The organism is Desulfoplanes sp. PS50, from assembly GCF_053851535.1.
On record NZ_JBSPZA010000017.1, the window covers coordinates 12,880 to 39,781 of the forward strand.

26 protein-coding genes and 2 tRNA genes are annotated in these 26,902 nt (G+C 55.7%); 25 read left to right on the forward strand and 3 right to left on the reverse strand.

What is annotated here, in order from left to right; genetic code table 11:
- Nucleotides 1–24 precede the first annotated feature (24 nt).
- The 22 genes from ACTVJH_RS08870 (at nt 25) to ACTVJH_RS08975 (ending at nt 18,659) form a co-directional block, all read left to right on the forward strand.
- Entirely contained in the window at nt 25–1,323 is a 1,299-nt protein-coding gene (locus ACTVJH_RS08870) for a phenylacetate--CoA ligase family protein (RefSeq protein WP_455989644.1), read from the forward strand.
- Nucleotides 1,324–1,385: 62 nt separating this feature from the next.
- Complete coding sequence (locus tag ACTVJH_RS08875; RefSeq protein ID WP_455989522.1) at nt 1,386–1,817, forward strand: ACT domain-containing protein; 432 nt, start codon at nt 1,386–1,388, stop codon at nt 1,815–1,817.
- 249 nt (nt 1,818–2,066) lie between these two features.
- Nucleotides 2,067–3,236 carry an ABC transporter substrate-binding protein gene (locus ACTVJH_RS08880; protein WP_455989524.1) on the forward strand — a complete coding sequence of 390 codons (1,170 nt, stop codon included), beginning with the start codon at nt 2,067–2,069 and terminating at the stop codon, nt 3,234–3,236.
- Between the two features lie 206 nt (nt 3,237–3,442).
- A complete protein-coding gene (locus ACTVJH_RS08885; RefSeq protein ID WP_455989526.1) occupies nt 3,443–4,306 on the forward strand; it encodes a branched-chain amino acid ABC transporter permease in 864 nt (287 codons plus the stop codon).
- A gap of 328 nt (nt 4,307–4,634) precedes the next feature.
- The gene (locus ACTVJH_RS08890; RefSeq protein WP_455989528.1) at nt 4,635–5,159 is read left to right on the forward strand and encodes a DUF721 domain-containing protein; all 525 of its coding nucleotides are present in this window, start codon (nt 4,635–4,637) and stop codon (nt 5,157–5,159) included.
- A 17-nt stretch (nt 5,160–5,176) separates the two neighbouring features.
- Entirely contained in the window at nt 5,177–5,530 is a 354-nt protein-coding gene (locus ACTVJH_RS08895; RefSeq protein WP_455989530.1) for a hypothetical protein, read from the forward strand.
- Between the two features lie 70 nt (nt 5,531–5,600).
- Nucleotides 5,601–5,674: transfer RNA gene (locus ACTVJH_RS08900), tRNA-Gln, on the forward strand.
- 6 nt (nt 5,675–5,680) lie between these two features.
- Nucleotides 5,681–5,758, forward strand: a tRNA-Glu gene (locus ACTVJH_RS08905).
- Nucleotides 5,759–6,017: 259 nt separating this feature from the next.
- Entirely contained in the window at nt 6,018–6,830 is an 813-nt protein-coding gene (locus ACTVJH_RS08910) for a phosphate ABC transporter substrate-binding protein (protein ID WP_455989532.1), read from the forward strand.
- 92 nt (nt 6,831–6,922) lie between these two features.
- On the forward strand, nt 6,923–7,816 hold the full coding sequence (pstC, locus tag ACTVJH_RS08915) for a phosphate ABC transporter permease subunit PstC (protein WP_455989534.1): 894 nt from the start codon (nt 6,923–6,925) through the stop codon (nt 7,814–7,816).
- 17 nt (nt 7,817–7,833) lie between these two features.
- Entirely contained in the window at nt 7,834–8,694 is an 861-nt protein-coding gene (gene pstA, locus ACTVJH_RS08920; protein WP_455989536.1) for a phosphate ABC transporter permease PstA, read from the forward strand.
- Nucleotides 8,695–8,727: 33 nt separating this feature from the next.
- Nucleotides 8,728–9,399, forward strand: coding sequence for a response regulator transcription factor (locus tag ACTVJH_RS08925; protein ID WP_455989538.1), 672 nt, complete (start codon nt 8,728–8,730; stop codon nt 9,397–9,399).
- Between the two features lie 165 nt (nt 9,400–9,564).
- On the forward strand, nt 9,565–11,352 hold the full coding sequence (locus ACTVJH_RS08930; RefSeq protein ID WP_455989540.1) for a HAMP domain-containing sensor histidine kinase: 1,788 nt from the start codon (nt 9,565–9,567) through the stop codon (nt 11,350–11,352).
- An 84-nt stretch (nt 11,353–11,436) separates the two neighbouring features.
- On the forward strand, nt 11,437–12,198 hold the full coding sequence (gene pstB, locus ACTVJH_RS08935; RefSeq protein WP_455989542.1) for a phosphate ABC transporter ATP-binding protein PstB: 762 nt from the start codon (nt 11,437–11,439) through the stop codon (nt 12,196–12,198).
- Nucleotides 12,199–12,330: 132 nt separating this feature from the next.
- Complete coding sequence (gene phoU, locus ACTVJH_RS08940) at nt 12,331–13,020, forward strand: phosphate signaling complex protein PhoU (RefSeq protein WP_455989544.1); 690 nt, start codon at nt 12,331–12,333, stop codon at nt 13,018–13,020.
- A 528-nt stretch (nt 13,021–13,548) separates the two neighbouring features.
- The gene (map, locus tag ACTVJH_RS08945) at nt 13,549–14,436 is read left to right on the forward strand and encodes a type I methionyl aminopeptidase (RefSeq protein WP_455989546.1); all 888 of its coding nucleotides are present in this window, start codon (nt 13,549–13,551) and stop codon (nt 14,434–14,436) included.
- 10 nt (nt 14,437–14,446) lie between these two features.
- Nucleotides 14,447–15,355 carry a zinc dependent phospholipase C family protein gene (locus tag ACTVJH_RS08950; RefSeq protein WP_455989548.1) on the forward strand — a complete coding sequence of 303 codons (909 nt, stop codon included), beginning with the start codon at nt 14,447–14,449 and terminating at the stop codon, nt 15,353–15,355.
- A gap of 21 nt (nt 15,356–15,376) precedes the next feature.
- Nucleotides 15,377–16,252 (forward strand): pyridoxamine kinase, encoded by an 876-nt coding sequence (locus ACTVJH_RS08955; RefSeq protein WP_455989550.1) that lies wholly within the window; start codon nt 15,377–15,379, stop codon nt 16,250–16,252.
- Nucleotides 16,253–16,265: 13 nt separating this feature from the next.
- On the forward strand, nt 16,266–17,033 hold the full coding sequence (locus ACTVJH_RS08960; RefSeq protein ID WP_455989646.1) for an HAD-IIA family hydrolase: 768 nt from the start codon (nt 16,266–16,268) through the stop codon (nt 17,031–17,033).
- Nucleotides 17,034–17,248: 215 nt separating this feature from the next.
- Entirely contained in the window at nt 17,249–17,788 is a 540-nt protein-coding gene (locus ACTVJH_RS08965) for a bacterioferritin (RefSeq protein WP_455989552.1), read from the forward strand.
- A 257-nt stretch (nt 17,789–18,045) separates the two neighbouring features.
- Entirely contained in the window at nt 18,046–18,360 is a 315-nt protein-coding gene (gene sugE, locus ACTVJH_RS08970) for a quaternary ammonium compound efflux SMR transporter SugE (protein WP_455989554.1), read from the forward strand.
- 11 nt (nt 18,361–18,371) lie between these two features.
- The gene (locus ACTVJH_RS08975) at nt 18,372–18,659 is read left to right on the forward strand and encodes a helix-hairpin-helix domain-containing protein (RefSeq protein WP_455989556.1); all 288 of its coding nucleotides are present in this window, start codon (nt 18,372–18,374) and stop codon (nt 18,657–18,659) included.
- A 302-nt stretch (nt 18,660–18,961) separates the two neighbouring features.
- Here ACTVJH_RS08975 and ACTVJH_RS08980 read toward each other — a convergent pair whose 3' ends face one another.
- The 3 genes from ACTVJH_RS08980 to ugpB all read right to left on the reverse strand — a co-directional run bounded on the left by ACTVJH_RS08980 (nt 18,962) and on the right by ugpB (nt 22,193).
- Nucleotides 18,962–19,882 carry an ABC transporter permease subunit gene (locus ACTVJH_RS08980; RefSeq protein ID WP_455989558.1) on the reverse strand — a complete coding sequence of 307 codons (921 nt, stop codon included), beginning with the start codon at nt 19,880–19,882 and terminating at the stop codon, nt 18,962–18,964.
- A gap of 3 nt (nt 19,883–19,885) precedes the next feature.
- Nucleotides 19,886–20,776: a sn-glycerol-3-phosphate ABC transporter permease UgpA gene (gene ugpA, locus ACTVJH_RS08985; RefSeq protein WP_455989560.1), complete on the reverse strand. Its 891-nt coding sequence runs from the start codon at nt 20,774–20,776 to the stop codon at nt 19,886–19,888.
- Between the two features lie 88 nt (nt 20,777–20,864).
- Nucleotides 20,865–22,193 (reverse strand): sn-glycerol-3-phosphate ABC transporter substrate-binding protein UgpB, encoded by a 1,329-nt coding sequence (gene ugpB / locus ACTVJH_RS08990; RefSeq protein ID WP_455989562.1) that lies wholly within the window; start codon nt 22,191–22,193, stop codon nt 20,865–20,867.
- Between the two features lie 294 nt (nt 22,194–22,487).
- On the opposite strand from ugpB, the gene glpD reads away from it, so the two are divergent.
- The 3 genes from glpD (at nt 22,488) to ACTVJH_RS09005 (ending at nt 26,831) form a co-directional block, all read left to right on the forward strand.
- The gene (glpD, locus tag ACTVJH_RS08995) at nt 22,488–23,996 is read left to right on the forward strand and encodes a glycerol-3-phosphate dehydrogenase (RefSeq protein WP_455989564.1); all 1,509 of its coding nucleotides are present in this window, start codon (nt 22,488–22,490) and stop codon (nt 23,994–23,996) included.
- A 96-nt stretch (nt 23,997–24,092) separates the two neighbouring features.
- On the forward strand, nt 24,093–25,199 hold the full coding sequence (locus ACTVJH_RS09000; protein ID WP_455989566.1) for an ABC transporter ATP-binding protein: 1,107 nt from the start codon (nt 24,093–24,095) through the stop codon (nt 25,197–25,199).
- A gap of 459 nt (nt 25,200–25,658) precedes the next feature.
- Complete coding sequence (locus tag ACTVJH_RS09005) at nt 25,659–26,831, forward strand: molybdopterin-binding protein (RefSeq protein ID WP_455989568.1); 1,173 nt, start codon at nt 25,659–25,661, stop codon at nt 26,829–26,831.
- Nucleotides 26,832–26,902: the final 71 nt, after the last annotated feature.

Here is a 26,902-nt window from a genome sequence, read left to right on the forward strand (position 1 = left end):
CCAAGCCACCAGGGAGACGGGATCATGATGTACGATGTCGAACGCGAAACCATGCCGCGGGAAGAGCTTGAGGCCCTGCAGACGAGTCGCCTCACCTATCTTGTGGACAAGTTGTACCACAACGTTCCTTTTTACCGGGAAAAATTCAAGGAACAGGGGATAAAGCCCGAACAGATCAAATCCATCAAGGATTTGAAGTACCTTCCCTTCACAGAAAAGCAGGACCTGCGCAACAACTACCCCTATGGCCTTTTTGCCACACCCAAGGAAAACATCGTCCGCATCCACGCCTCCTCCGGCACCACAGGCAAGGCCACGGTGGTCGGATACACCCAGCGCGACGTGGATACCTGGGCCACCCTCATGGCCCGATGCCTCGTGGCCACCGGGGGATGCCGCCGGGACATGGTCCACAACGCCTATGGGTACGGCCTGTTCACCGGCGGACTGGGCATGCACTACGGCGCTGAAAAACTCGGGGCCACGATCATGCCCTTTTCCGGAGGGGGAACCCGGCGTCAGGCCATGCTGATGAAGGATTTTGGCTCGACCATCTTGTGCAGCACCCCTTCCTACGCCGTAAAACTGTACGAAACCGTTCTCGCAGCGGGCATGACCCCCGACGATCTCAAGCTCAAAATCGGCGTCTTTGGCGCAGAACCCTGGAGCGAGGGCATGCGCCAGGACATCGAGTCCAAACTCGGGATCAAGGCCTACGACATCTACGGACTCTCAGAAATCATGGGTCCGGGCGTGGCCATCGAGTGCGACGCGGCCCAGGACGGACTGCACATCTGGGAAGACCATTTCATCCCGGAGATCATCGATCCCGATACCGGCGAGGTCCTGCCCCATGGAGAAACCGGGGAACTGGTCATCACCACCATCACCAAGGAGGGCATCCCCCTGATCCGCTACAGAACCAGGGACATCACCGCCCTCAATCCGATTCCCTGCAAATGCGGCCGGACCCATGTGCGCATGAGCCGAATCAAGGGCCGCAGCGATGACATGCTCATCATCCGCGGGGTCAACGTCTTCCCGACCCAGATCGAAGCCATCCTCATGGAGACCCACGGGCTGACCTCCCACTACCAGCTGCTCATCCGCCGTGAGGGAGCCATGGACACCCTGGAGGCCCGGGTGGAGATCGACGAAAAACTCTTCTCTGACGAAATCAAACATTTACAGAAAATTGAAGCCAAGATACAACGCGACATCAAGGAATTTCTGGGTGTCACCGCCAAGGTATCGCTGGTCGAACCGCAATCCATCGAACGGTCCCAGGGCAAGGCCAAACGAATCGTGGATCTGCGCTCCTAGTCCAGACAGGCGACAGACGTCAGCCCCTTTGCTCCAAACCGAACAACCAACGAGGGAGAGTCATGAAAGTCGAACAAATATCCGTATTCCTGGAAAACAGAGCCGGAAGGCTGGGCGAGGTAACCCGTGTTCTCGCCGAGGCAGGCATCAACATCAGGGCCTTGTCTTTGGCCGACACCTCGGACTTCGGCATCCTGCGGCTCATTGTCACGGACCATGAAAAGGCCAAACAGGTGCTCAAGGAAAACGGTTTCACCGTGGGCCGGACCAATGTGGTGGCCGCCGAGATGGAAGACAAGCCGGGCGGACTCCATCATATCCTGGACATCCTGGGCAAGGAAGGCGTCAACGTGGAATACATGTATGCCTTTGTCCAGCAGAGCGGCAAAAACGCCGTGCTCATTTTCCGCTTCGACCGCACGGACCAGGCCATAGAGATCCTTCAGAAAAATGGCATCCGCATCCTCCCCGGCAGTGAAGTGTATACCATCTAAGAACCCTATCAGGCCGCAGTGTTCCATCTCCGGAAACTGCGGCCTGCTGGTTCGAACCTGTCTGTGAACCGACAAACAGGAAAGCGGACACCAACAATCACCCTCCCAGGGCCACGGCCAGGCACCTTTTTTCCTTGATCGGTCATTGAAGAGCTCGTCTTCTTCGTGACACTCTCCCTGCCCGCTGCCCATGCGAACCTCTTTGTACAACAATCAGAATGATTGTGTACCCAAACCCAGGAGATTTTCATGAGCCACATACTGCGCATCCTGTGTTGCTGCCTTCTGCTCGTCGTGACAACGGCCTGCGGAAACAATGACCAGCAAACCACCAATGAGACAAAGGACACCTCCTCCAACGATACGCCCATCAAGATCGGTGCCGTCCTGCGCCTTTCCCGTGGAGCCTCTGACGGAATTCCCGCCCGTCACGGCATGGAGATCGCCGTGGATCAGATCAACGCGGCCGGTGGTATTGACGGCAGGAAACTGGAAATCGTTTTCTACGACAGCAAGGACGATTCAACCACTGCGGTCAATGCCGTGCAGAAACTCATCTCCGTGGACAAGGTCCAGGCCATCGTCGGTCCGATGATGAGCGGCAACGTCCTCGCCTCGGCCCCCCTGTGCAACCGGGACAACGTGGTCATGCTCACCCCTTCGGGCACCTCGCCCAAGATTTCCCAGGCAGGGCCCTATGTCTTTCGCCTGTGCACCCCCATTCACGCACAGGCTCAGGCCCTGGTGGCCAAGGCCCTGGAATTGAGCGGCAAGGAAACACCCAGCGCGGCCATCGTCTACAGCAATGATCCCTACGGCAAGGGATGCAAGGAATTGTTCAGCAAATATCTCGGGGAACAGGGAATCACCCCTGTGGGTGTCGAAGCCTTCCAGATAGGAGACAAGGATTTTCAGGCCCAGCTGACAAACATCGCCGGCACGGATCCCGACATCCTCTTTTTTCCCGGCTATCTCCAGGAAACCGCTCCGCTCATGAGCCAGGCCAGACAGATGGGACTCACAGGGTTGAGCGTCGGGGTGTTCGGGGATATGGCCCCCCTGTATATCGAGCTTGCGGGCAAGGCCGCAGAAAACCACCTGAACGCCAGTGAATATGATCAGGCCAATCCTTCGGAACTGAACCAGAAATTCGTGGCCGCGTACAAGGATGTGCTGGCTGCAAACCCCCAGGCTTCGGACAACATCATGTTTGCCTCCCTGACCTATGACGCGATCCAGCTGCTGGCAGGGGCCTTTTCCCAGGGCGCCCTCACGGGCGAGGCCATCAAGACCTACCTCGACAACCTGGACGCCTTTCCCGGGGTGACCGGCAACCTCTCCTTCGATGCCAACGGGGACGTGCAAAAGGGAGATGTCTATCTCTTTCAGGTCACGAACGGAAAATATGAAAGGATTTAACGGATGGGAGACAGGAGACGGGAGGCGGGAGACAGGAGAAAGGATAGAGGATAATCTCGGGGCCTTTGGGATGATGTTGTTCGTGATCGCGGACCTCCGATCTCCGACCTCATTCTTCTCCCTTCTCCTGTCTCCTGCCTCCCGTCTCCCTTTCTTCCCTTCCTTCCCTGCGCCTCTGCGCAAAAATCCTCTATCCTTAAAAACCAATGCTCACCCAACAAATCATAAACGGCCTTGTCTCCGGCTCGGCCTATGCCCTGGTGGCCCTGGGATATACGTTGATCTACGGGGTTCTCGGACTGATTAATCTGGCCCAGGGGGAACTCTACATGGCCGGTGCCTTTGGCCTGTGGGCCGGAATGGCCTGGCTCGGGCTGCCCTTTCCCGTGGCCGTCCTCTTTGGATTGCTCATGGCCGGCGTCGTGGGGTTGTCCATGGACCGGCTCGTATTCCGCCCCTTGCGCTCCCGGCATCCGCTCATTCCCATGCTCGCGGCCATTGGACTGTCCATCATGCTCCAATCCCTGGCCCTGCTTTTTTTCGGGTCAGAGACCAAAGCCTTTGCCCTGGAACTTCCTCCAGCCCACCTGACCATCGGCAATGTCCGCATCTCCCTCATCCAGCTCATGCTCATGGGGGGCGCGGTGGTCGTCATGACCGGGCTGATCTGGTTCATGCACTTTTCCCGGCACGGCAAGGCATTGCAGGCCGTGGCCCTGGACCCGGAAGCGGCCCGGGTTGTGGGGATCAAACCCGATCGGTGTATCGGAGTGGCCTTTTTCGCCAGTGCTCTGATGAGCGGGGCCGCCGGGATGATGATGGCCGCCTATTACAACGCCACCTACCCATACATGGGGGTCCTTCCAGGCCTGAAAGGCTTTTGTGCGGCCGTACTCGGCGGTGCCGGGTCCATTCCCGGGGCGATCATGGGCGGGCTGCTTCTCGGCCTGGCCGAAAATCTCGGCACTGCCTATATTTCCTCAGGCTTCAAGGACGCCTTTGCCTTTGGCATTCTGATCATCATTCTGCTTGTCCGGCCATCGGGCATTCTGGGGAAGCCACGGAAATGACCCTGTGGTAGAGATGTTCTCATGCAAGTACCTGAAAGATGATGGCCGGCTTGCCCCCCTTAGGGCGGTTTGACTGTCTGAGCGAGCCAGGCATCGTTCATCAAGCCGTTGCCTGACATCTTGCCCGTACGGCTTGTTTTCATTGAGCAACGGCTTGGTGGTACGAGGCCGGCGAGAGAGTTTCAAACCGTCCTAAGGGGGGCAAGCCGGCCATGAGCACAAATTTGACATGTCACGGTCTTGCACTTTGGGCGGGAGATCCGTATGGAAATCGTTTCAGGTTCATTCTTCCATGAACCGTGGACTACGACGAAGCCTTGGTGAATCCATGCACCGGAAACCATCTTCAACCCCCATTGCCACGGCCTTGAAACATTTCTTCAAGGACCAGAAGGGTACGGACAACCTCGGCCTGGCCCAGCTTTGGGAACAATGGGATACGCTTTTCGGTCCGGACATCACCGATCTGATCAGCCCCCTGGGGCACAGGGGGGACACCCTGCTCCTCGGCGCCGAGGATGCCATCGTCATCCAGGAATTCACCTATTTTTCGGACCAGATCCTGGAACGGGTCAACGGATTTCTGGGCGAACAGGTCTTCAGGCACATTCATATCGAGCTGCTCAGAGGGCGCTCTCCCCTGAACAGAAAATTGTTGCCTGCGTCCTTTTCGCGCCTGGCCCCAGCCAAACCCCAAGGCCTGGGCAATCCCGAAACCCTGCCGGACGATGACTCGCCCGTTGCCAAGGCCTACAGGTCCTATGTCCGGTTCTTTCAGCAGTCCGCTGATGAAGAAGCAGGTGCAGAACAAACAGACGAACCAACCAGTCCAATCTCAAACACCCTTACCTAGACGAGGAGGATCTTTTCATGAGCAACACATTCAATCCCGAAGAAATACTCTCCGCTCTCAAGAAACCCCTGAACAAGATGACCGTCAAGGAGCTCAAGGACCTAGCCATAACCAGCTTTCCGCAGATTGTCGGCGCCTCCGGCATGCAGAAGGACGAACTTTTGGCCACGATCAAGCAGGAGTTGGGCATGTCCGAGGAAGAGGGGGGCGCGTCTCCCTATGCGCAGCAGATCGCCACGCTGAAGAAAACCATTGCCGAACTCAAGGTGCAGAAAAACCAGATCCCCAAGGCCCAGCGCTCGGCCCGGGAAAAAGTGCGCCGTCAGATCCATGATCTGAAGAAAAAAACCCGGCGTCTGGCCGCCGTGTAAAAAAATCGTTCTCAGACAAAAAATCCATTGACAACAAAATACTGTTTCCCTAAATAGGGCTCTCTCTTGCTGGGCGATCGTTCAACGGCAGGACAGCGGACTCTGACTCCGTCAATCAAGGTTCGAATCCTTGTCGCCCAGCCACAGGTTGTCCCCATCGTCTAGCCCGGTCCAGGACACCAGATTTTCATTCTGGGTACAGGGGTTCAAATCCCCTTGGGGACGCCAATCGGCACCAAACCCCGTTCATCAATATGATGAACGGGGTTTTTTTGTGCGCTGCTGAAAAATTCGAATCCTTCCCTCCTGCGAACAATTCTTCGTTATCCTTGCATCACCCTGAAAATACATCAAAAAACAGAAGATGGTTTGCAAATCGTCATTTGTCACCAAAAATTATCCTCCTTGTCACAAACCCGTAACAAAGAGTACATAGACAGTACCCATCAACCATTTGGATATCTCTTCTAACTTTTTGGAGGTCATCATGAAATCGGGTTTCAAGGCTCTTGTTGCCGCTCTCTGTCTCTTTGTCGCCCTGCCCGCCTGGGCCGGTTCCATTCAGATCAAGGGTTCCACCACGGTTCTGCCCATCGCCCAGAAATGTGCCGAGGCATTCATGAAAGTCAATCCGGACATCGCCATTTCCATCTCCGGCGGCGGTTCCGGCAATGGGATCAAGGCCCTCATTGACGGGACCACGGACATTGCCGATGCCTCGCGGTTCATCAAGGACAAGGAGGTCAAGCGTGCCGTGGAAAATGGTCGCTACCCCGTGCCCTTCTCCGTTGCCTACGACTGCATCGTTCCCGTGGTTCACCCCTCCAACACCGTTTCCAACCTGACCCTGGATCAGCTCAAGGGCATCTACATGGGGACCATCACCAACTGGAAGGAAGTCGGCGGTCCTGACCAGAACATCGTGGTCATCTCCCGTGACACATCCTCAGGCACCTATGAGGTCTGGGAAAAGAAGGTCATGAACAAGGAACGTGTTTACAACCGCGCTCAGCTCCAGGCCTCCAACGGCGCTGTTGCCCAGACCGTGGCCAAGAACAAGCGGGCCATCGGCTATGTCGGTTTCGGCTACCTGAACAACGAGATCAAGGGACTCACCGTCAACGGCGTCGAAGGCAATCCCTCCACGACCCTGAGCGGTACCTACCCTGTCTCCCGTGCCCTGTTCATGTTCACCCAGGGCTGGCCCAAGGGCGACACCGCCAAGTTCATCAACTTCGTACTCAATCCCAAAACCGGACAGCCTCTGGTCAAGGAAGCCGGTTTTGTCCCCCTGTACTAACAGAGGCTTCCACGCATCGAACACCGGGCAGGTTACCCAGACTGCCCGGTGTCTGATCTGAATTTCCTGCCAGCCGCAACCCGAGAACGATCATGCACACCAAAAGAGCTTTCCGCGAAAAATGCATCAAGACGTTTTTCCTGGTCAGTGCCTGTGCCTCCATCCTGGTCCTGACCCTGATCATGGTCTTTTTGTTCATGGAAGGGATTCCCATTTTCAAGACAGTCTCTGTGACCGATTTTCTGTTCGGGAGGGATTGGTATCCCACCTCCGACCCACCTGATTTCGGCATCCTTCCGCTTATCGTGGCCTCCTTGAGCGTGACGCTTGTCTCCTCACTCATGGCCATTCCCCTCGGGGTCATGACGGCCATCTACCTGGCGGAAATCTGTTCCCGGCGCATGAGAAATATTCTCAAGCCCATTGTGGAATTATTGGCCGCCCTGCCGTCGGTGGTCATCGGTTTTTTCGGCATGGTCGTTGTTGCCCCGTTTTTGCAGAACTTTTTCGATCTCGATACGGGCCTCAACCTGTTCAACGCATCGGTCATGCTCGCGTTCATGTCCATTCCGACCATCTGTTCGGTTTCCGAAGATGCCATTTACTCGGTCCCCAGCGAACTCAAGGAGGCCTCCCTGGGACTGGGGGCCACCCACTGGCAAACCATCGCCAGGGTCATTCTGCCCGCATCGCTTTCCGGCATCAGCACGGCCGTTATCCTGGGCATGTCCCGGGCCATTGGCGAAACCATGGTTGTTTTGATGATAGCCGGTGGTGCCGCCTTGATCCCGATCTCCATCTTCGATCCCGTTCGGCCCATGCCCGCATCCATTGCCGCGGAAATGGCCGAAGCCCCCTTTCAGAGTGATCACTATCACGCACTCTTTGCCACGGGCATGGTCCTGTTCGTTTTCACCCTGTTCTTCAACATGATCGCCGAACACATCGCGCACAAGCACAAACAGACCGGCGCGGCAACGCTTTAAATGGTGCGGAAGAAAGCATGAATCAATCGACACAGCGCAATATGATCCAGGCCGGCATTTTCTCCCTGCTGCGGCTTTCAGTGTTCATCAACGGGCTGGCATTGGCCATCATCGTCTATTTTCTGGTCATCAACGGCGCCCATGTGATCACCTGGGAGTTTCTGTCCCAAAGGCCCTTTGGCTCCATGACCCAGGGCGGGATCATGCCCTGTATCGTCGGGACCATCCTTTTGAGCTTCGGGGCCATGGTCATAGCCTTTCCCCTGGGGGTCTGCTCGGCCATCTACCTCTTTGAATACGCCCGGCCCGGCAGGCTGCTCCGGTTCATCCGCTTCGCCATCAACAACCTGGCCGGGGTCCCGTCGGTGGTCTTCGGACTCTTCGGGCTCGCCTTTTTCGTTACCTGGATGGGATTCGGGGTGAGCATCCTTTCAGGCATCCTGACCCTGGGGTTCCTGGTTCTCCCGGTAATCATCGGGACTGCGGAAGAGGCCCTGCGCTCGGTACCCCAGACCTACAGAGAGGCCTCTCTCGGACTGGGCGCTACCAAGTGGCAGACCATCCGACACGTCGTTCTCCCGGCAGCCCTTCCGGGGATGCTGACCGGATCGATCCTGGGGCTGAGCCGGGCTGCGGGTGAGACAGCCGCGATCATGTTCACGGCTGCGGTCTATTTTTCCCCCAAGATGCCCACGTCCATTTTTCACGATGTCATGGCCCTCCCGTATCACGTCTATGTCCTGGCAACCGCGGGCACGGCCATCGACAAGACCCGACCCCTCCAGTATGGAACATCCCTTGTCCTGATCATCCTTGTTTTCGGGATGAACCTCATTGCCATCTGGTACAGGGCCAGGATCCAGAAAAAGGCCAGGTAACACCGTTCCCAACCGAAACCGGAATCTCTTGTCATGCGTATACTGATCGTCGAGGACGAACCCGATATCCTGAACCTGCTCGCATTCAATCTGGAAAACTCCGGATTCGAGACGACCAAGGCCATGGACGGCTACGAAGCCCTTGAAAAAGTCCGCAAGGACGCCCCCGACCTGATCCTTCTCGATCTGATGCTCCCGAAACTGAACGGATTCGAGGTCTGCCGGAAGATTCGGGAACATCCCGGTCTCAAACACATTCCCATCATCATGCTCACGGCCAAGGGGGAGGAAGGAGATACCATCACCGGGCTGGAACTGGGAGCCGACGACTATGTGACCAAGCCCTTCAGCCCCAAGGAATTGACCCTGCGAATCAAGGCGATCCTCAGGAGGATCAAACCGGCCCCCAAAGAAATGACCGAATGGAAGAGCAAGGGGCTCTACGTCAATTTCGAGACCTATGAATTCCGGATCGATGGTGAGGCAGAAGAGCTCACGGCCACGGAATTCAAACTGATCAGGGAACTCATTCTCAATCAGGGTCGACCCCTGACCAGAGAACACCTCCTTTCCAGGGTCTGGGGGTATGAATTCGACGGATACGCCCGGACAGTGGACACGCACATTCGACGGTTGCGCAAGAAGATGGGAGCCCACTCCCATCTTCTGGAAACCGTCCGCGGTATTGGCTACAGGATGAAATAATGCATTGTTCTGTGTTTTTCCTACATCACAACCTCATGGCCCGGTCCGTTAGTACCTCACTCGCGAAAGTCTGCCATAAAAAACACGAAAATTTTATAACCGCTTGAACTTAAAACTTAAAACCTAAAACCTAAAACTGCGGCTTGACCGCATTAGGTAGACAGCATGCAAAACTTTTCGTTCAAGACTAAAATTTTATTCGTCTTTGTGGCCATTCTCGTCTGTGCCTTGATCATTCCGTCCCTGATCTACCGACACAAGATGGTCTCGACCATCAGACAGGATGTCATGACAACAGCCGGCAGACAGCTGCAAACGGTTTCCTGGCTCTTGGAAGACACGGATGGTCCCTATTCACCCTCCTCCCTGACCCGCCGGGTCCAAGAGATTGGAGAACATGTCGGGGTCCGAATCACTGTCGTGGACATCAGCGGCCACGTGGTCGCTGACTCCGATGTCGACCGGGATCATATCCTGAGCCTGGACAACCATGCATCGCGCCCGGAAATTGTCGAGGCCCAGACCAAACCGGTGGGCATCAGTGTCCGTTTCAGCAGCACCATCGGTCATGACCTCATCTATATGGCCCAGAAGCAGACCCTTCCCGGAATCGGTCCGGGTATCGTCCGCATTTCCCTGCCCTATTCCGAGATGCAGGAACTTCTCGACGGGATGACCGGACACTTCCTCGGCATCCTGGCCCTGACCATGCTCATTTTTGCCGCCTTGACCTCCCTGTTTGCCAGACAATTGACCCACTCCATCACCCATTTGGTCTCCGTGGCGGTTTCCATTGGAGAGGGCGAATACGCCAAACGGGTTCGGGTGGCTCCGAGCAAGGAATTTACCCCCTTGCTCAAGGCCATCAACCACATGGCTGAAAAAATCCAGACCAATATCGGGATCATCACCTCCCAGAAAAGGGAACTCGAGGCCATCCTAAACGGCATGAAGGAGGGGGTGGTCACCCTGGATGGCGAGGGCAACATTCTTGAATGGAATCAAAGTATGGAGTCCATCTTTCCCGACATCGTGGACAAACGAGGCCATCGCCCCATCGAGGCCATCCGCATTCCCGAACTCGAAACCACCTGCCAGAGCGTCATCCAGGGTGAAGAACAACATCAGAAAACGGTTTCCCTACAGCTCAAAACCAATGACGACAAATACTACGACGTCAACATCGTTCCCACGGGCAAGGAAGACATCAAGGCCATCGTTGTCCTTCACAACATTACCGAAATCAAACGCCTTGAAATGATTCGCAAGGATTTTGTGGCCAATGTGTCCCACGAATTACGGACCCCGCTGACATCCATCAAGGGATATGCCGAGACCTTGATGTCCATGGACGCATGCCGGGGTGAGAATGTTTCGGAATTTTTGAAAATCATCCTCAAACACACCGACGCCATGGCCAAGATTTTAAACGACCTCCTCAATCTGGCCCGGCTGGAAAGCAACGCCGGAACAAGCGAGATTTCGAGCCAGCCGGTCCAGGCAAAAGCGGCTTTGGCCATGGCCAAAAAAAGCATCGCCCATATGATCGAGCCCAAACAGATCACCCTCGAGGAAGACCTTCTCACCGAAGAATGCACAGTCCTGGCCAACCCCGCCCATCTGGAACAGGTTTTCAAGAACCTCCTCGAGAATGCTGTCAAGTACGCTCCCGAACAAACCGGCTCCATCATGGTGCGGATCACGGACAGCGGCGAGGAGTGTCTCTTCGAGGTGGAAGACAACGGTCCCGGCATCCCCGCACAGGACCGGGAACGGATTTTCGAACGGTTCTACCGAGTGGAAAAGGATCGGAACAGCAAGATAGCCGGGACCGGTCTCGGTCTGGCCATCTGCAAGCACATCATTCTCCAGCATGGGGGCAGGATATGGGTGACCAGTCCAACAGACCATGGATCCGGATCACGATTCTCCTTTACCCTCAGGAAAGTCTAGACATTCAGGTGGCTTTGAGCATCATCCAACACTCTCGTGCCACGACCCTCCATCTACCTTCAACATCAAAGGTGAAGTAACGGTATGCAGCCTCTTGTCAAATGCACTTCAGAAAACCTGGACTTTTTTTACGGTGACTTCCACGCCCTCCACGCCATTGATCTCGAATTCTATGAAAACGAGGTCACTGCCCTGATCGGGCCGTCCGGATGCGGCAAGAGCACGTTTTTACGATGCATCAACCGCATGAACGACCTGATCCCCGGAACCCGGGTGAAGGGCAGGATAACCCTGGACGGCGAGGACATCTATGCCAGCAATCTCGATGTAGTCACCTTGAGACGCCGCGTGGGCATGGTTTTCCAGAAACCCAACCCCTTTCCCAAGACCATTTTCGAAAACGTGGCCTATGGACTGCGTGTCAACATGATCAAGGACAGGGAATTCATCGCCGAACGGGTCGAGGAAAGCCTCAAGCTGGCCGCCCTGTTCGAGGAGGTCAAGGACCGCATCCATGAAAGTGCCCTGGGACTCTCGGGTGGTCAGCAACAGCGGCTGTGCATAGCCCGGGCCCTGGCCGTGGAGCCTGAGGTCCTGCTCATGGACGAACCCGCATCGGCTCTCGACCCCATTGCCACACAAAAGATCGAAGAACTCATCCATGAACTCAAACAGCGGTTCACCATCATCATTGTCACCCACAACATGCAGCAGGCGGCTCGGGTATCGGATAGAACCGCATTCTTTTACATGGGCAAACTCATCGAGGTGAACAACACCGGGAAAATATTTACCAAGCCCGATCAAAAACAGACCGAGGAATACATAACCGGTCGTTTCGGCTGATCAAATACCCCTGGATCGACAGCAGCCCCTTTTCGCTCTCATGCTGTTCAGGCCGAAGCGGAAAATCTCTGATCGCGGCTTGATCGCTTACCAGTAATCATATTCTCAACCGTTCAACACACCGAGTAGATCATGAAACCAACGACGCATCTGCATAAAGAACTGGACGTCCTGAAGGCAAAACTTCTCGAAATGGTCGCTCTTGCCGAAAGGGCCGTGCATAACAGCATCACCGCCTATGTGGAACGCGACCAGGATCTCGCCGAAGAGGTCATTGACAAGGACGCCGAGATCAACGCCCTTGACGTGGAAATAGACAAATCCTGTCTCGAACTTCTGGCCCGGGAATGCCCTGTGGCCCAGGATCTCCGCTTTCTGCTCGGGTGCATCCGGATCAGTATCGAGATCGAACGCATAGCCGACGAGGCCGTCAACATTGCCGAACATTCCCTGACACTCAGCAACAGGCCGGCCCTCCCCTTTCAGGGAGAGATCACCTTTATGGCCCGCAAGGCGTCTGAAATGCTTGAACTGGCGGTTCAATCCCTGACCGCCGAAGATCCTGAAGCAGCCATCAGGGTCAGAAATATGGACGACGAGGTCGATGCCCTGCACCACGCAACGATCAAAAAGGTCATCAAGTTGATGATCAGCGACACCCCGGCCATTGAGCGCTCCGTGTATACCATCAATATCGTCAAACGGATCGAGCGGATCGGTGATCTGGCAACCAATGTGGCCGAAAGCGTGGTCTTTATCTTCAAGGGGATCAATATCCGCCACCATACCCGATTCGACGGGTTCGACGAATATTACACGTAGGCTTCCTGTCATCAGCTGAAAAACGGCCCGGGCATACATGATATGCCCGGGCCGTTTGCATTATGTCGGGATCGCGTTGCAGGAATAGGGGAAGTGCGCAGGGCGCAGGGCGCAGAAAAGACAGAGACGGGAAGAAAAGTAAGCACTCTTGTTGAGGACTCGACAGGCAGCACGCAGGCCCCTCCCAAAAAAAGTGAATTTTTTTAGTATGTTACTCAGAAAACTCTGTAACCAGTTGAACTTAAAACCTAAAACCTAAAACTTAAAACTGCGGCTTGGCCGCATCAGGGCTGGACTGCTCCACGGAAACGAATGCTGAACGATACGCAGGGCATTTTCCGAAACCGGACCCAGCCAACCATTTGACATTGTCCAAGGAGCGTAGCAAAAAGTCATCGCGTCACAGCGATGCCCGATGATCCTTCCCCTTCGCCCCATCCCCTGACACGACGCAGGTTGCCCCTCTTTCTCCAAGCCCCTTTTCATACGACAAGGGCTTCTTCGTCCATTTTTTGCAAGGAAGTTTTCATGGCAAGAAACAGCAAGAAAATCGGCCGCAACGATCCCTGTCCCTGCGGGAGCGGCCTCAAATACAAACAGTGCTGCATGAACAAGAAGAACGACTCGGCGGAATCACTGGCCGAGCTCTATCTGCGCAAGCACAAGATCCGGCTCAAATCCCCCAAGGATATCGACGGAATCCGTACCTGCGGCGAACTGGTCATGGCCACCTTTGAGGAGGTCAGGAAGATTCTGGTTCCGGGGACAACCACCGAGGAAATCAATACGGTTGTTCACGAGTTCACGGTCAAACATGGGGCCATCCCGGCTCCCCTGAACTACAATGGATTTCCCAAAAGCGTGTGCACCTCGGTCAACGATGTCGTGTGCCACGGAATCCCCGGCAGCTATGTTCTCAAGGACGGAGACATCCTCGATGTGGATATCACATCCATCCTGAATGGCTATTATGCCGACTGCAATCAGACCTTTTTTATCGGCACCCCCTCTCCCGAGGCCAGGCAGCTTGTGGACATTACCCGGGAATCTTTGAAACGCGGTATGGAAATGGCCCGGCCCGGCAACCATATCGGCGATATCGGCTGGGCCATCCAGACCTATGCCGAAGCCCAGGGATGTTCGGTCGTACGAGAACTTGTGGGCCACGGAGTGGGTTTCTCCTTTCACGAGGCACCTGAGGTTCCCCATTTCGGCAGACAAGGGTACGGGGTCAAGATCGTACCGGGCATGGTCTTCACCATCGAGCCAATGATCAATCAGGGGGCTCGCCACGTGCGCACCCTTGACGACCACTGGACAGTGGTTACAAAGGATGGTTCCCTTTCAGCTCAATTCGAACAAACCTTTGCCATCACGGAAGACGGCTGCGAGAGCCTGACGCCCTTTGACCTCTAGGAACCCCATCATGCGACAGATAGGACGGATTTTTTTTCTGGGAACGCTCATCCTGCTGGTATCAGCCCCGGCGGCTTACGCCTGGGGTGCCGGGGTTCATATGGCCATTGGCAATCACATCCTGAGCCATCTGGGTCTGATCGCTCCAGCTGTTGCCGACATCCTGGCCAAACATCCCCAATCCTTTCTCTACGGGTGCCTGAGCGCAGACATCTTTATCGGCAAGGGCTGCCGGGTGACGCCCACCCACAGCCACAACTGGGCGGTGGGCCGGCGTCTTCTGGAGCTCGCCCCGTCCGACAGGCTCATGGCCTATGCCTATGGCTATCTGAGTCACCTGGCCGCTGATACCGTGGCCCATAACTTCTACGTCCCGAACATGCTCGCCCTGACCCCGGGAAGCGGCAAGTTCAACCATGTATACATCGAAATGCAGGCAGACATGCACGTTGCCTGGAATCCGGCCGAGGCCATTGAGCTTTTCCGACGCAAATACAAAGGTGCCGACAAATCCCTCCTTGCGGCCACGGAAAAGAAACCTTTTTCCTTTTACCTGAAAAAGCAGCTCTTCAGGGGAAGTGTTCTCGCCTCGGGCCAGAAATCCTGGAATGTTTCCCTCGGATTCATGGGACAGATCATTCCCAAAGCAACGGATCCCGCCTATCTGGATCAGATGATTCTTCTGAGCCGAAATATTGTCCGCGACGTCCTGACCAACCCCCAGGGTTCCGTTGCCCTCAATCTCGATCCCGTGGGGACCAGAAATCTCCGCTACGCCCATCTGGCCCGCAAGGGACGCCGGCGAGCCCTCAGACAGGGAAGAGCCCTGCCGGTCTTTCCGATCCCCCTCAAACTCAGGGATCTTGCCCCGGGTAAGCCCTCACAGGAAACCTGGCTTCGGGCCGCCAATGGCAGCTAACGCTTCAACCTCCCCTTCTCGATGAAAAATCCCGTACCCCGCGCCGCAGCCATTCATGACCTTTCCGGATTTGGGCGAACATCCCTTTCGGTGGTCATTCCCATTCTCTCCTCCATGGGCGTACAGCCCTGTTCGTTGCCCACGGCCGTGCTCTCCACCCACACCGGCGGGTTCCAGAACTACCGGTTCATTGACCTGACCGAACAGATGCAGGCCATGATCTCCCATTGGAAGGAACTCGGCATCCATTTCGACGCCGTGTACAGCGGATTTTTGGGGTCCTTTCGACAGATCGACATTGTCCAGGACTTCATCCGGGATTTTTCCCAGGAAAATCAGCTTGTCCTGGTTGACCCGGTACTCGGCGACAACGGCAGACTCTATTCGACCATGGACGCCTCCATGATCCCCAAAATGCGCGGGCTTGTGGAGCATGCCGACGTGATCACTCCCAATTTCACCGAGGCCGCCTTCCTGTTGGACGAACCCGTTGATCCCTCCATCAGCCTCGACAAGCTCAAGATCTGGACCAAACGGTTAGCCGAAAAGGGGCCGAACAAGGTAATCATCACCAGCATTCCCGTGCCCGAGGGCAAAAACGTCTCCTCGGTCCTGGCCTACAATGCCCGGGACGATCGCCTCTGGAAGGTCGATTGCAGTTATATTCCGGCCCATTATCCCGGCACCGGGGACATCTTCGCCAGCGTCATTGTCGGCTCCCTGCTCCAGGGGGACAGCCTGCCCATCGCCCTGGACCGGGCCGTACAATTCGTCTCCCTGGCCATCCGGTCCACCTTTGGCTATGCGTTTCCGGCCCGTGAGGGCGTACTCCTGGAACGGGTCCTCCCCAGCCTGAACGGCCCGGTCATGGCCTCCAGCTATCAGATCCTGGAATAATTCCGTGCATCCCATTCTTCACAAACAGTGCTTCATCTTTGATCTGGACGGCACCGTCTATCTGGGCGCCAATCCCATCCCCGGAACGGTCACCTTCATCCGGGATCACTGGGAGACCCGGGATTTCTTCTTTCTGACCAACAACACCTCAAAAAATCTGCGCACCTACCTGGACAAACTCCAGGGGCTAGGTATTCCCGCGACCATCGATCAGATCCTCTCGCCCCTGATTCCCCTTGTGGATTACCTGCGTACGGAAAAACTGACCAGCGTCTATCCCGTGGGCAACACCGAGTTCCAGGCCTATATCCGGGAGCATCTGCCCGAATCCCGGTTCACGGACGATCCTGCCCGCTGTCAGGCGGTGCTTCTCGGATACGATACCGAACTGACCTACGCCAAGCTGCGCACCTCCTGTCTGTTGCTCCAGGACCCCGGGATCATCTTTCTGGCAACCCATCCGGACAAGGTCTGTCCCTCCCCCGAGGGTCCGCTTCCGGATACCGGCAGCTTCCTCGCTCTGTACGAGGCGGCCACGGGCAGAAAACCCGAGATTATCTTTGGCAAACCCAACACCATTGTCCTTCAAAGGCTTCTGAATGCCTACGCCCCGGACGAGATGATCATGATCGGTGATCGACTGTACACGGACATGGTCCTGGCCCAACATGCCGGGATCGACAGCATCCTCGTCTTGAGCGGCGAATCCTCCCAAAAGGATGTGGACACCTGTCCTGACCAACCCACCTGGGTCCTGCCGGACCTGGGGGAGATCAAATAAAACCTTTCTTTGTGTAAACCGCTCAAGAGACATTCGCATCCAGGTGTCTGAAACAGCATGGATGGTTTGCCCTGCTTGGGCGGTATGACTGTCTCACCGAGCCAGGCAAGCATATGTACCCAGAGAGAACCACCTTTCCAGGTGGCATGTGCGATCAAAAATTGCTATCATTTTCCAACTCGAGCAATAACCCGTTAATCACGATGGAGGAATCTATGGCTGACAGTGCACGCGAACAGAAACGCAAAAAAGTGATCGATGTCCTGAATACGGCCCGGGAAATGGAACTGCACGCCATCTCCCAGTATATGAACCAGCACTACGGGCTGGACGATATGGACTATGGCGAGCTGGCCAAAAACGTCAAACTCGTGGCCATCGACGAGATGCGCCACGCCGAGATGTTTGCCGAACGGATCAAGGAACTGGGTGGAGAACCCGTGGGTTCCTCGAATGAAAAGGTCTCCCGCGGGCAGGAAGTGGGAACCATCTTCTCCCATGACTCCAAGCTGGAAGACGACACCATCGACGCCTATAACCAATTTCTCCAGGTCTGCCGGGAAAACGGCGACAGCATCACGGCCAAGCTCTTCGAGCAGATCATCGAGGAGGAGCAGGACCATCTGAATTATTTCGACGATGTGGGCGACCATATCGAGAATCTCGGTTCCACCTACCTTGCCCGGATCGCCGGAACCTCGGCCAGCACCGGCGGATTCTCCAAGGGATTTATCACCGGAAGCGGGGAAGAATAGCCACCTGCAAGGACTCGCTGCAACTACAATGTGGACAGGCCCCGAAGCTGCACTGCAGATCGCAGATTCCTGTTTGTTGTAAGAGCAGCCGGTCCGCAGATTTCATAATCAAAATGCCCGGATGGCCTCGGCCAGCCGGGCATTTGATATTGAATGCCATATCCCGACAGTATGACGCCGCACCCTGCGGGATCAAAAGATATCGTAACGCCATCAGGCTCAAGGGACGACCCTTTGACCAGTCAAGGAGCGGATATATGGATTGGGTGATTCTCGTGATAGCGGGACTTTTTGAAACAGGATGGGCCATCGGCCTGAAATACACCCACGGATTCACCAGACTATGGCCCTCGGTGTGGACGGTTCTGGCCATGGGTGTCAGTCTCTGGCTCTTGGGGATTGCCATCAGATCGCTGCCCGTGGGCACGGCCTACAGCGTATGGGTCGGGATCGGCGCCATCGGCACGGTGATCCTCGGCATCGTGCTTTTTGGAGAACCCGCCAACAGCGGACGGCTGATCAGCATCGCCCTGATCGTGGCCGGAATCGTCGGGCTCAAACTGGCCGCATAAGGAAACAGACGATGCAACACCCTGACAGAGAAAACGTCTCCCGGCTGGAGGAGCTTCCAAATATCGGCAAGGCCATGGCCGCGGATCTTCGGCTCATCGGCATCGAGCACCCCAAACAGCTGATCGGACAAAATGCGTTCACCATGTATGAGCAGCTCTGCGCCACAACCGGTCAATCGCAGGACCCGTGCGTGATCGACGTGTTCATGGCGGTCGTCCACTTCATGGAGACCGGCGACCCGCTTCCCTGGTGGGCCTTCACCCAAAAACGCAAGATCATGAGCGGGCAGGGGAAATGACTTCAGAAAACGAAAAAATACAAGCCCCTGCAGCCGGATTGAAGTTGACTCCGAATGGGCTTCCCTCGGATCTGCAGAATAAAAAATCCCCGGTCTGGATATCTCCAAACCGGGGATTTTGACAATCCAGGTAGAGCGCGGGCTTTTTGTTTGCCCCCGCCTTCGGGGTCTTGGTCCAACGACCACGGCACGCCGTTTAGTCGAGTCCTGAAAAAAAGTTATCACTTCCCTACGTTTTTCCTGCGCACTGCGCACTGCGCACTGTGTACTGCGTACTGCGCACTTGCCCTGCGCACTCTCCCCTATTTTTCCGGATCGACGAGTCCCTTCACGAACCAGCGTTGCATGAGCAGCACCACAAGCACCGGCGGAAGCATGACGATGAGCGATCCGGCCATGGCCACGTTCCAGAAGGGAAGGTCGTCGGCCTGGGGGATGATGTTCTGCAGACCGATGACCGCAGTCATCATCTTGGGGTTGGTGGTGATCAGAAGGGGCCAGAGATACTGGTTCCAGCCATACACGAACTCGATGACCACCAGGGCGGCGATATTGGTCTTGGACAGAGGGAGCAGGATCTTCCGAAAAAAAGTCATGGCCGAGGCTCCATCCATCTTGGCGGCTTCACAGAGTTCCTCGGGAATGGTCAGAAAAAACTGCCTGAAGAGAAAGGTACAGGTTGCCGAGGCCACCAGGGGAAGAATCAGTCCGGGATAGCTGTCCAAGAGACTCAATTCCAGGCTGATTTCAATGTCATGGGTGGTAAACCAGTGAATCAGCCCGTCCAGATGGAGCAGATTGACCAGGCCCTGGATGGGTCCCAGCAGATTGGCTGCCATTTCATAGGTCGGAAGAATACGGACCTCCACCGGAAGCATCAGGGTACAGAATACCGAAACAAAGGCGATCGAACGCAGCCGGTAATCAAAATACACGATGGAAAAGGCCCCGAACAGGGAGACAATAATTTTGCCGAAGGTGATCCCCGTGGCCATGATAAACGAGTTGGTCAGCTGGGTTCCCAGATCGCCCTTGATCCAGGCCGCCTTCATGTTGGTCAGGAATTGATCCCCGGGGATGAGGGGCATGGGGACCTTGGAGACCTCTTCAATGGGCAGGGTTGCGGCGATGAGCGCGTAAATGATCGGAAAACCGACGATCAGGATGCCCAGAACAAGAAACACGTAGGTCATCGCGTCGAGAAAAGGGGTTTTTTCTACCATGATCTATCCCGTGTATTGAACTTTTTTCTCCACATACCTGAACTGGAGAAAGGTGACGACAATGATGATACTCATGAGTACGACGGACTGGGCCGAGGAGGATCCGAGGTTGAGCCCGATGAACCCGTCCTGATAGACCTTGTAGACCAGCGTGTTCGTGGACCCGCCCGGACCGCCCTGGGTCATGGTATGAATAACCCCGAAGGTCTCGAAAAAGGCATAGATGATGTTCATGACCATGAGAAAAAAGAGGGTCGGCGAAAGCAGGGGCAGGACAATGTTCCAGAATCGTCGAAAGGGGCCGGCCCCGTCCATGGCTGCCGCCTCGATGAGGGAGGTGGGGATGGCCTGCATTCCGGCGATGAAAAAGACGAAATTATAGCTGATCTCCTTCCAGGCACTGGCCATGATGACCATGATCATGGCGTCGGAACCATGGAGTACCGGGTTCCAATCCACCCCGAAGGTCTTTTTGATGCCCAGGGCGACCACTCCATACGAGGGATGGAGCAGAAAGAGCCACAAGATTCCGGAGATCGCCGGGGCCACGGCATAGGGCCAGATAAGCATGGTCCTGATGACCGCCTTGGCCTTGAAGGCCCGGTTGGCCAGGGTGGCGATGAAAAGCCCCAGGGAGATGGATGTCACGGCCGTGGCCAATGAAAAAACCGCGGTGATTCCGACGGATCTGAGATACAGAGGATCGGTAAACAGAGCGATGAAGTTGTCGAACCAGACAAAGGTAACATGCAGGCCAAAAGGATCGCTCAGAAGCATGGAGTTGATCAGCCCGTTTAAAGCCGGCCAGTAAAAAAAGGTCAGGGTGACCAGCAATTGGGGGAGGATCAACAGATACGGCAAATATTTGTTGGAAAAGATGGATCGTTTGATCATGGCAGACTCATGGTCGTAATGCGGAAAAAGATATACCGCCCCGTGCTATCCGGGGCGGTATGCTATGGATATTCATGAACAACCGGTTTTACTTGTAGATCTTTTCAAAGGAGCGCAGTTCCTTGTTCCCCCGGGCCACGGCATCATCCAAAGCCTGCTGGGGAGTCTTGGAATCGTTCCAGACCTTTTCAAGTTCTTCGTTGATGATGTTTCTGATCTGGACAAAGTAACCCAGCCGCAGGCCACGGGAATTCTTGGTCGGGATGGCCCGGTTGAGCTGCTTGACGCCAACTTCCTGGTAGGGCTGCTCATCGTAGTAGCCCTGCTTCTTGAGTTTTTCGTAGGCCGTCAGGGTGATGGGGAAGTACCCGGTCTCTTTGTGCCAGTAGATCTGCTGGTCAGGCTGGGCCAAGAAGGCCAGGAAGGCTGCCACGCCCTTGTATTCTTCAGGTGAGTGACCGGCCAGGACCCAGTTGGAGGCACCACCGATGATTGAGTTCTGGGGCTTTTCCATCCAGGATTCAACAGGAAGAGGGGCCACGTCCCACTTGAAATCCTTGACCGCCTGCTGCAGCTTGGCGATCCCGCTGATGGAATCGATGTACACGGCTGCATTCTGGGCGATGAATTCGGCCTTGGGGCCTTGGTACTTCTGACCACCGTAGAGGAACCGATTGTCCTTCATCCAATTCTTGAGCCGGGTGACATGACCGAGAACCTGGGGAGAATTGAATTCCAGAACACAATCCAGTCCTTCATAGCCATTGGCCCTGGAGGCAAAGGGAATATTGTGCATGGCGCAATAGTTTTCGATCTGGGTCCAGGACTGCCAGGCAGCAACAAGACCGGCAGGGGCGATCTTTTTGTCGATCATGGTCTTGAGCATGGTACCGAGCTCATCCCAGCTCAAGGGTTCGGATTTGGAAGGCAGAGGAATACCGGCCTTCTTGAACATGTCCGCGTTGTAATACATGACGGCGGTGGAAGAGTTGAACGGCATGGACATGAGCTTGCCGTCCTGGTTCATGTAATAGGAGAGTACGGCCTGGAGGTAGTCGTCCCAATTGATGGTGTATCCGGCCTCTTCCATGAGCTGATACACGGGATAGATGGCACCGGAGAGCATCATGGTCTGGGTGCCGACCTCGAAACTCTGGAGAATGTGCGGATGTTTGTGGGCCCTGATGGCTGCGATGCCCGCATTGAGGACCTCGTCGTAGTTTCCCTTGTTGGTCCCGATGACCACATACGTGTCCTGGGATTTGTTGAAATCATCGATCAATTTCTGACAGACCTCACCTCGGGCGCTGCGCATGGCGTGCCACCAATTGATTTCGATTTTCTCGGCCATGACACTGGTTCCGAGAAAAAGCATGAGTCCGGCCAAAATCCCCGCAACAACGTGTTTACCGCGCATCGTTTCTACCTCCATTATAAGGTATCGGATTGGTTGAATACAAATCGTAGCGAGAGTAAGGTGCCAACAATTTTTGGTCAAGACACTTTTTCATTGAGAGACCTTGAATTTAATAGATAACATTTTGTTTTTCATGATATTATTCACGACAACTTCTATTCTTGTCGTTTCTCAATCCTTGCACTATGAACCCCGTGGTACAATGCGTGGTTTAAACAACCTCGCACAGGAAATCCAATGTGCCTTCCCACAAGGGATTGCATTCTTAACACATCGCAATAATGGACTAAACATATGTTACGTAATGAGTATCAGATCGCTGTTATCGGCGGCGGCATCAACGGGGCCGGGATAGCCCGAGAGGCAGCCTCTCGGGGTTATTCCACCCTTTTGGTGGAAAAAAAGGATTTCGGACACGCCACTTCCGGACAGAGTTCCAAACTGGTTCACGGGGGAATCCGATACCTTGAAAATTACGACTTCAAACTTGTCCGTGAGGCCCTCAAGGAACGGCGGGTTCTCCTGGAAACGGCTCCCCACCTGGTCCACCCGTTGCGCTTCAACATCCCTGTGTACAAGGATGACAAGCGCCCTGCCTGGATGGTTCAGGCAGGCTGCAAGCTCTACGATATATTTGCAGGGCGTAAAAACCTCGCACCCTCCAGCCGCTTGTCCACCCACGAGATGAAGGGACTCTCCATGCTCCGCCAGGAGAATCTTTCGGCGGTGCTCCAGTATTCCGACGCCCAGACCGACGACTCCCGCTTGTGTCTGGCCACGGCTTTGACCGCAGAAATCTATGGGGCAGATGTGCATAATTACATGACAGCCCGGGATGTTCGGGCAAAGTGCACCCACTACGAACTCGAGCTCCAGGACGGTCGATCCGGCAAAGAACATCTGGTCAGGTGCAGATACCTGGTCAATGCTGCCGGACCGTGGGTTCCGGGACTGGACAAGGAACTCTCCCCCCAGGCAGGACATCCCGATCTCAGATATGTCCGGGGTATCCATTTCGTGGTCCCGAAGATGTTCGATCAAACCGGCTTTTTGGTCATGCCGGCAGACGGCCGGATCGTCTTTGTTCTTCCCTGGAAGGACGACTATACCCTGATCGGAACCACGGAATCCGAGTTTTCCGGAGATGAATTCGACACCATCCCGCCCAGTGACGAAGAGATCGGCTATCTGATCGATGTGACCAACCAGTATTTCCCCTCGAGCAGACTGACTCTGGACGATGTTCTGCACATCTATTCCGGTGTCCGCAGCCTGGTCTCCCACGGGGAATCAAATATGACCACCATGTCCCGGGAATATTCCATTGTCGACGACCACCAGTCTCTGGGTTCCGGCTATCTGGGCGTGTTCGGGGGTAAGCTGACCACCTATCGCTCTTTGGGGGAAAAGGTCGTTGACCGGATCGCCGGAGATCTGGTCCCGGCAGCACCGCGCAACCACCACACGGACCGGGACCCGATTTTCGGGGCGGGCACGGTTCCCGAGGGATTGGCCCACGCATGGACCAAACGGCTTCAGGACCGGGGGGTGAATCTGGAACATATCATACAATGGGAAAAACGCCATGGCACGCAATGGCTCGAGGTGGCCAGATACGTGCTCGAGGAAAAAGGCTTCGAACGGGAGATCCTGCCCGGCCTGTGCCGGGGTGAACTGGCCTACATGAAGGATGTTGAAAAGGCGGTCTCCCTGAACGATATCATTGTCCGGAGGACCAAACTCGTTTACAAGGCCACGCAGACGGAAAAGAACATCCTGCAGAGCGAACTGGAAAAACTATAGCTGATACGCCGGACACATCCCGGATACGGCCGAACCATTTTACCGAGCCCTATCCGGGATGCACGCCCTTCAGGGAACCGGCAGGGAGAGAGAACAATGGCAGAAGTCGTCATTTCCGACGTATACAAGATGTACGGCAAGGTGGAAGCGATCCACGGGATCAATCTGGAGATCAAGGACAAGGAGTTCATCGTTTTTGTCGGCCCTTCAGGATGCGGCAAATCGACCACTCTGCGGATGATCGCCGGGCTGGAGACCATATCCTCGGGAACCATGCGCATCGGCGACCGGATCATCAACGATCTGGCCCCCAAGGACCGCAGCGTGGCCATGGTCTTCCAGAATTATGCCCTGTATCCGCATATGAACGTGTACGACAACATGTCCTTTGGTCTCAAACTCAAGAAGCATCCCAAGGAAGTCATTCAAAGTCGGGTTCAGGAAGCTGCGGAAATCCTCGGACTGACCGAACTGCTCAAGCGAAAACCCTTTGAGCTTTCCGGCGGCCAGCGCCAGCGCGTGGCCATGGGCAGGGCCATTGTCCGCAAACCCGCAGTCTTCTTGTTCGACGAACCCCTTTCCAATCTTGACGCCAAACTGCGCACGCAGATGCGGGCGGAAATCAAACGACTGCATCAGAAAGTCCAGTCCACCATCGTCTATGTAACCCACGACCAGGTCGAGGCCATGACCCTGGCCGACCGGATCGTGGTCATGCGGGATGGGTACATTGAACAGGTCGGCAGCCCGGTGGATTTATTTCAGAACCCGAGTAATACCTTTGTAGCCGGATTCATCGGCAACCCACCCATGAATCTTGTACATTGTGCCCTGAAAGGCGACGGAAAAACCATTTCCTGTCAGGAAAAATTCTCCCTCCCCGTACCCGAATCCAAGGCGGAATCCCTGCACGCCAACGGTCATGGGGGCAAGGAGGTCATCCTGGGCATCCGACCGGAAAACCTGAGCGTGAACACCGGCAACCATGATCACCTGCCCGATGCCTGCAAGGTGAACGCCCTGGTCGATTTCGTGGAACCCCTAGGAAGCGAAACCTATCTGCATGTCAAGATCGAGGACATCGCCTTTCTGGCCCGAACCAAGGGAACGACCTCCATCACCGAAGGGGATACCGTCCCTCTGGTTTTCGACCTCGAACGGATGCACCTTTTTGATGGTACATCAAAGCAGCGCCTCGCATAAACCCTCCCCGATCCGGCCCCGCATCCCTTTTCCCGGGATGCGGGGCCGGTCTTTTCCAGCCGCCGTTCCCAACCTCTTGCAGATCCGCAGGGCCCCCGACAGGGACCTCCTGCCCGATCCATGTGCCCCGTTGAGCCGTACCTTGCCCATCTTCCCTGTGAATGACCCAGACCTTGACCGATTTGCAATGGTTTACAGCTCTATCTCTCCGTACCCACTGACGTGTTCGTTGACAGGTCCCGTCATTTGAGTATGTCATTTGACACATAAAAAATGACGGCAATCTCTGATGAATGCGACAAGAACCGACGACCCCCCTGTCGCACAAACCCTCTGCGTATGGATTTTCCGTGCGAACGAACATGACGTGTTCGGATCCGGACGCCTGCCCCCGATCGTTCGGGCTCATCGGATTGCCCGTCCAGGCCCATGCTCACCATCCACCATGGAGAATCGCCCATGAACTCCTTCAACTCCCTGTCCCAGGACCCGATCGAGTCCGAAACGAACGAGTCTTCCCGCGCGAAGAAACCCAAATCCGCCCCCCAAAGCGATCGACCAGTCCCGATCCCGGAAGAGACCATCCTCTATCCCCTGCCCCAGGAAATACAGACCATTGCCACGGAAAAGGCCGACGGTCACACCATCGTCCACGACATGACCCGCATCGAACCGGGAAAAAGCAAGGGACCGGCCTTTCACATGGGTGGACACTTCGCCGTGGGCGATCTCTGCCGGCTGCAACAGATGGGACGCAATCAGGTCTATGTGAGCGAAAAAGAGATCAGCGACAACTGGGTCCATGAAAACGATTGCGCCCGGGCCTTTGCCGGGGCCATGGCCGGGACCGGAGTTGTGGCCGACGGCATGCCGAGCGAGGGCAAGGTCACTCTGCGGGCTGCCCATGACGGCCTCTTGCGCGTCTGGGGAGAGAGGCTCTACGCCTTCAACTCCTGTCCCGGTGTCATGGCGGCCAGCCGCAGGGGATGGACACGGGTCAAAAAAAATGACGAAATCGCGGGAACGCGGGCCATCCCCCTGTATCTGGAACGCCAGCTCTTCGACCAGGCCTGCCGGGCCCTGGACGTTGGTCCGGTCTTTGAGGTTCTGCCTCTGCGCAAGGCCCAGACCGGGGTGCTCATCACCGGGGACGAGGTCTTTTACGGCACCATCGAGGATCGATTCGAGGAAATCATCCGCTCGAAACTCGCTGAACTGGATTGCGTCCTCCACAAAACCATTTTTGTTCCGGACAAGCGAGAGGCTATCCGTGACGGTGCCCTGACCCTGCTGGACGAAGGATGCGATTTGATCATCACCACGGCGGGTCTTTCCGTTGATCCGGGAGACGTGACCCGGCACGGTCTGGTGGATGCGGGTGCCAGGGATCTGGTATACGGTATGCCCATTCTGCCGGGGGCCATGACCCTGATCGGCAAGATCGGCCCGGCGCAGCTTTTGGGGGTCCCCGCCTGTGCGCTCTTCTTCAAGAGGACCAGCCTGGACCGTCTCCTGCCCAGACTGCTCACCTCGGTGGAAATCACCAGAGACGATCTGGCCCGCATGGGCGAAGGCGGTCTCTGTCTCAATTGTCCCACCTGTCATTTTCCCGATTGTCCGTTCGGAGGATGATTATCCTGGAAAGACAAAAAGATCCGGCACCGGTGGTCTGAACGGTTTTCCCGCCCGGCAAACCAGCCATG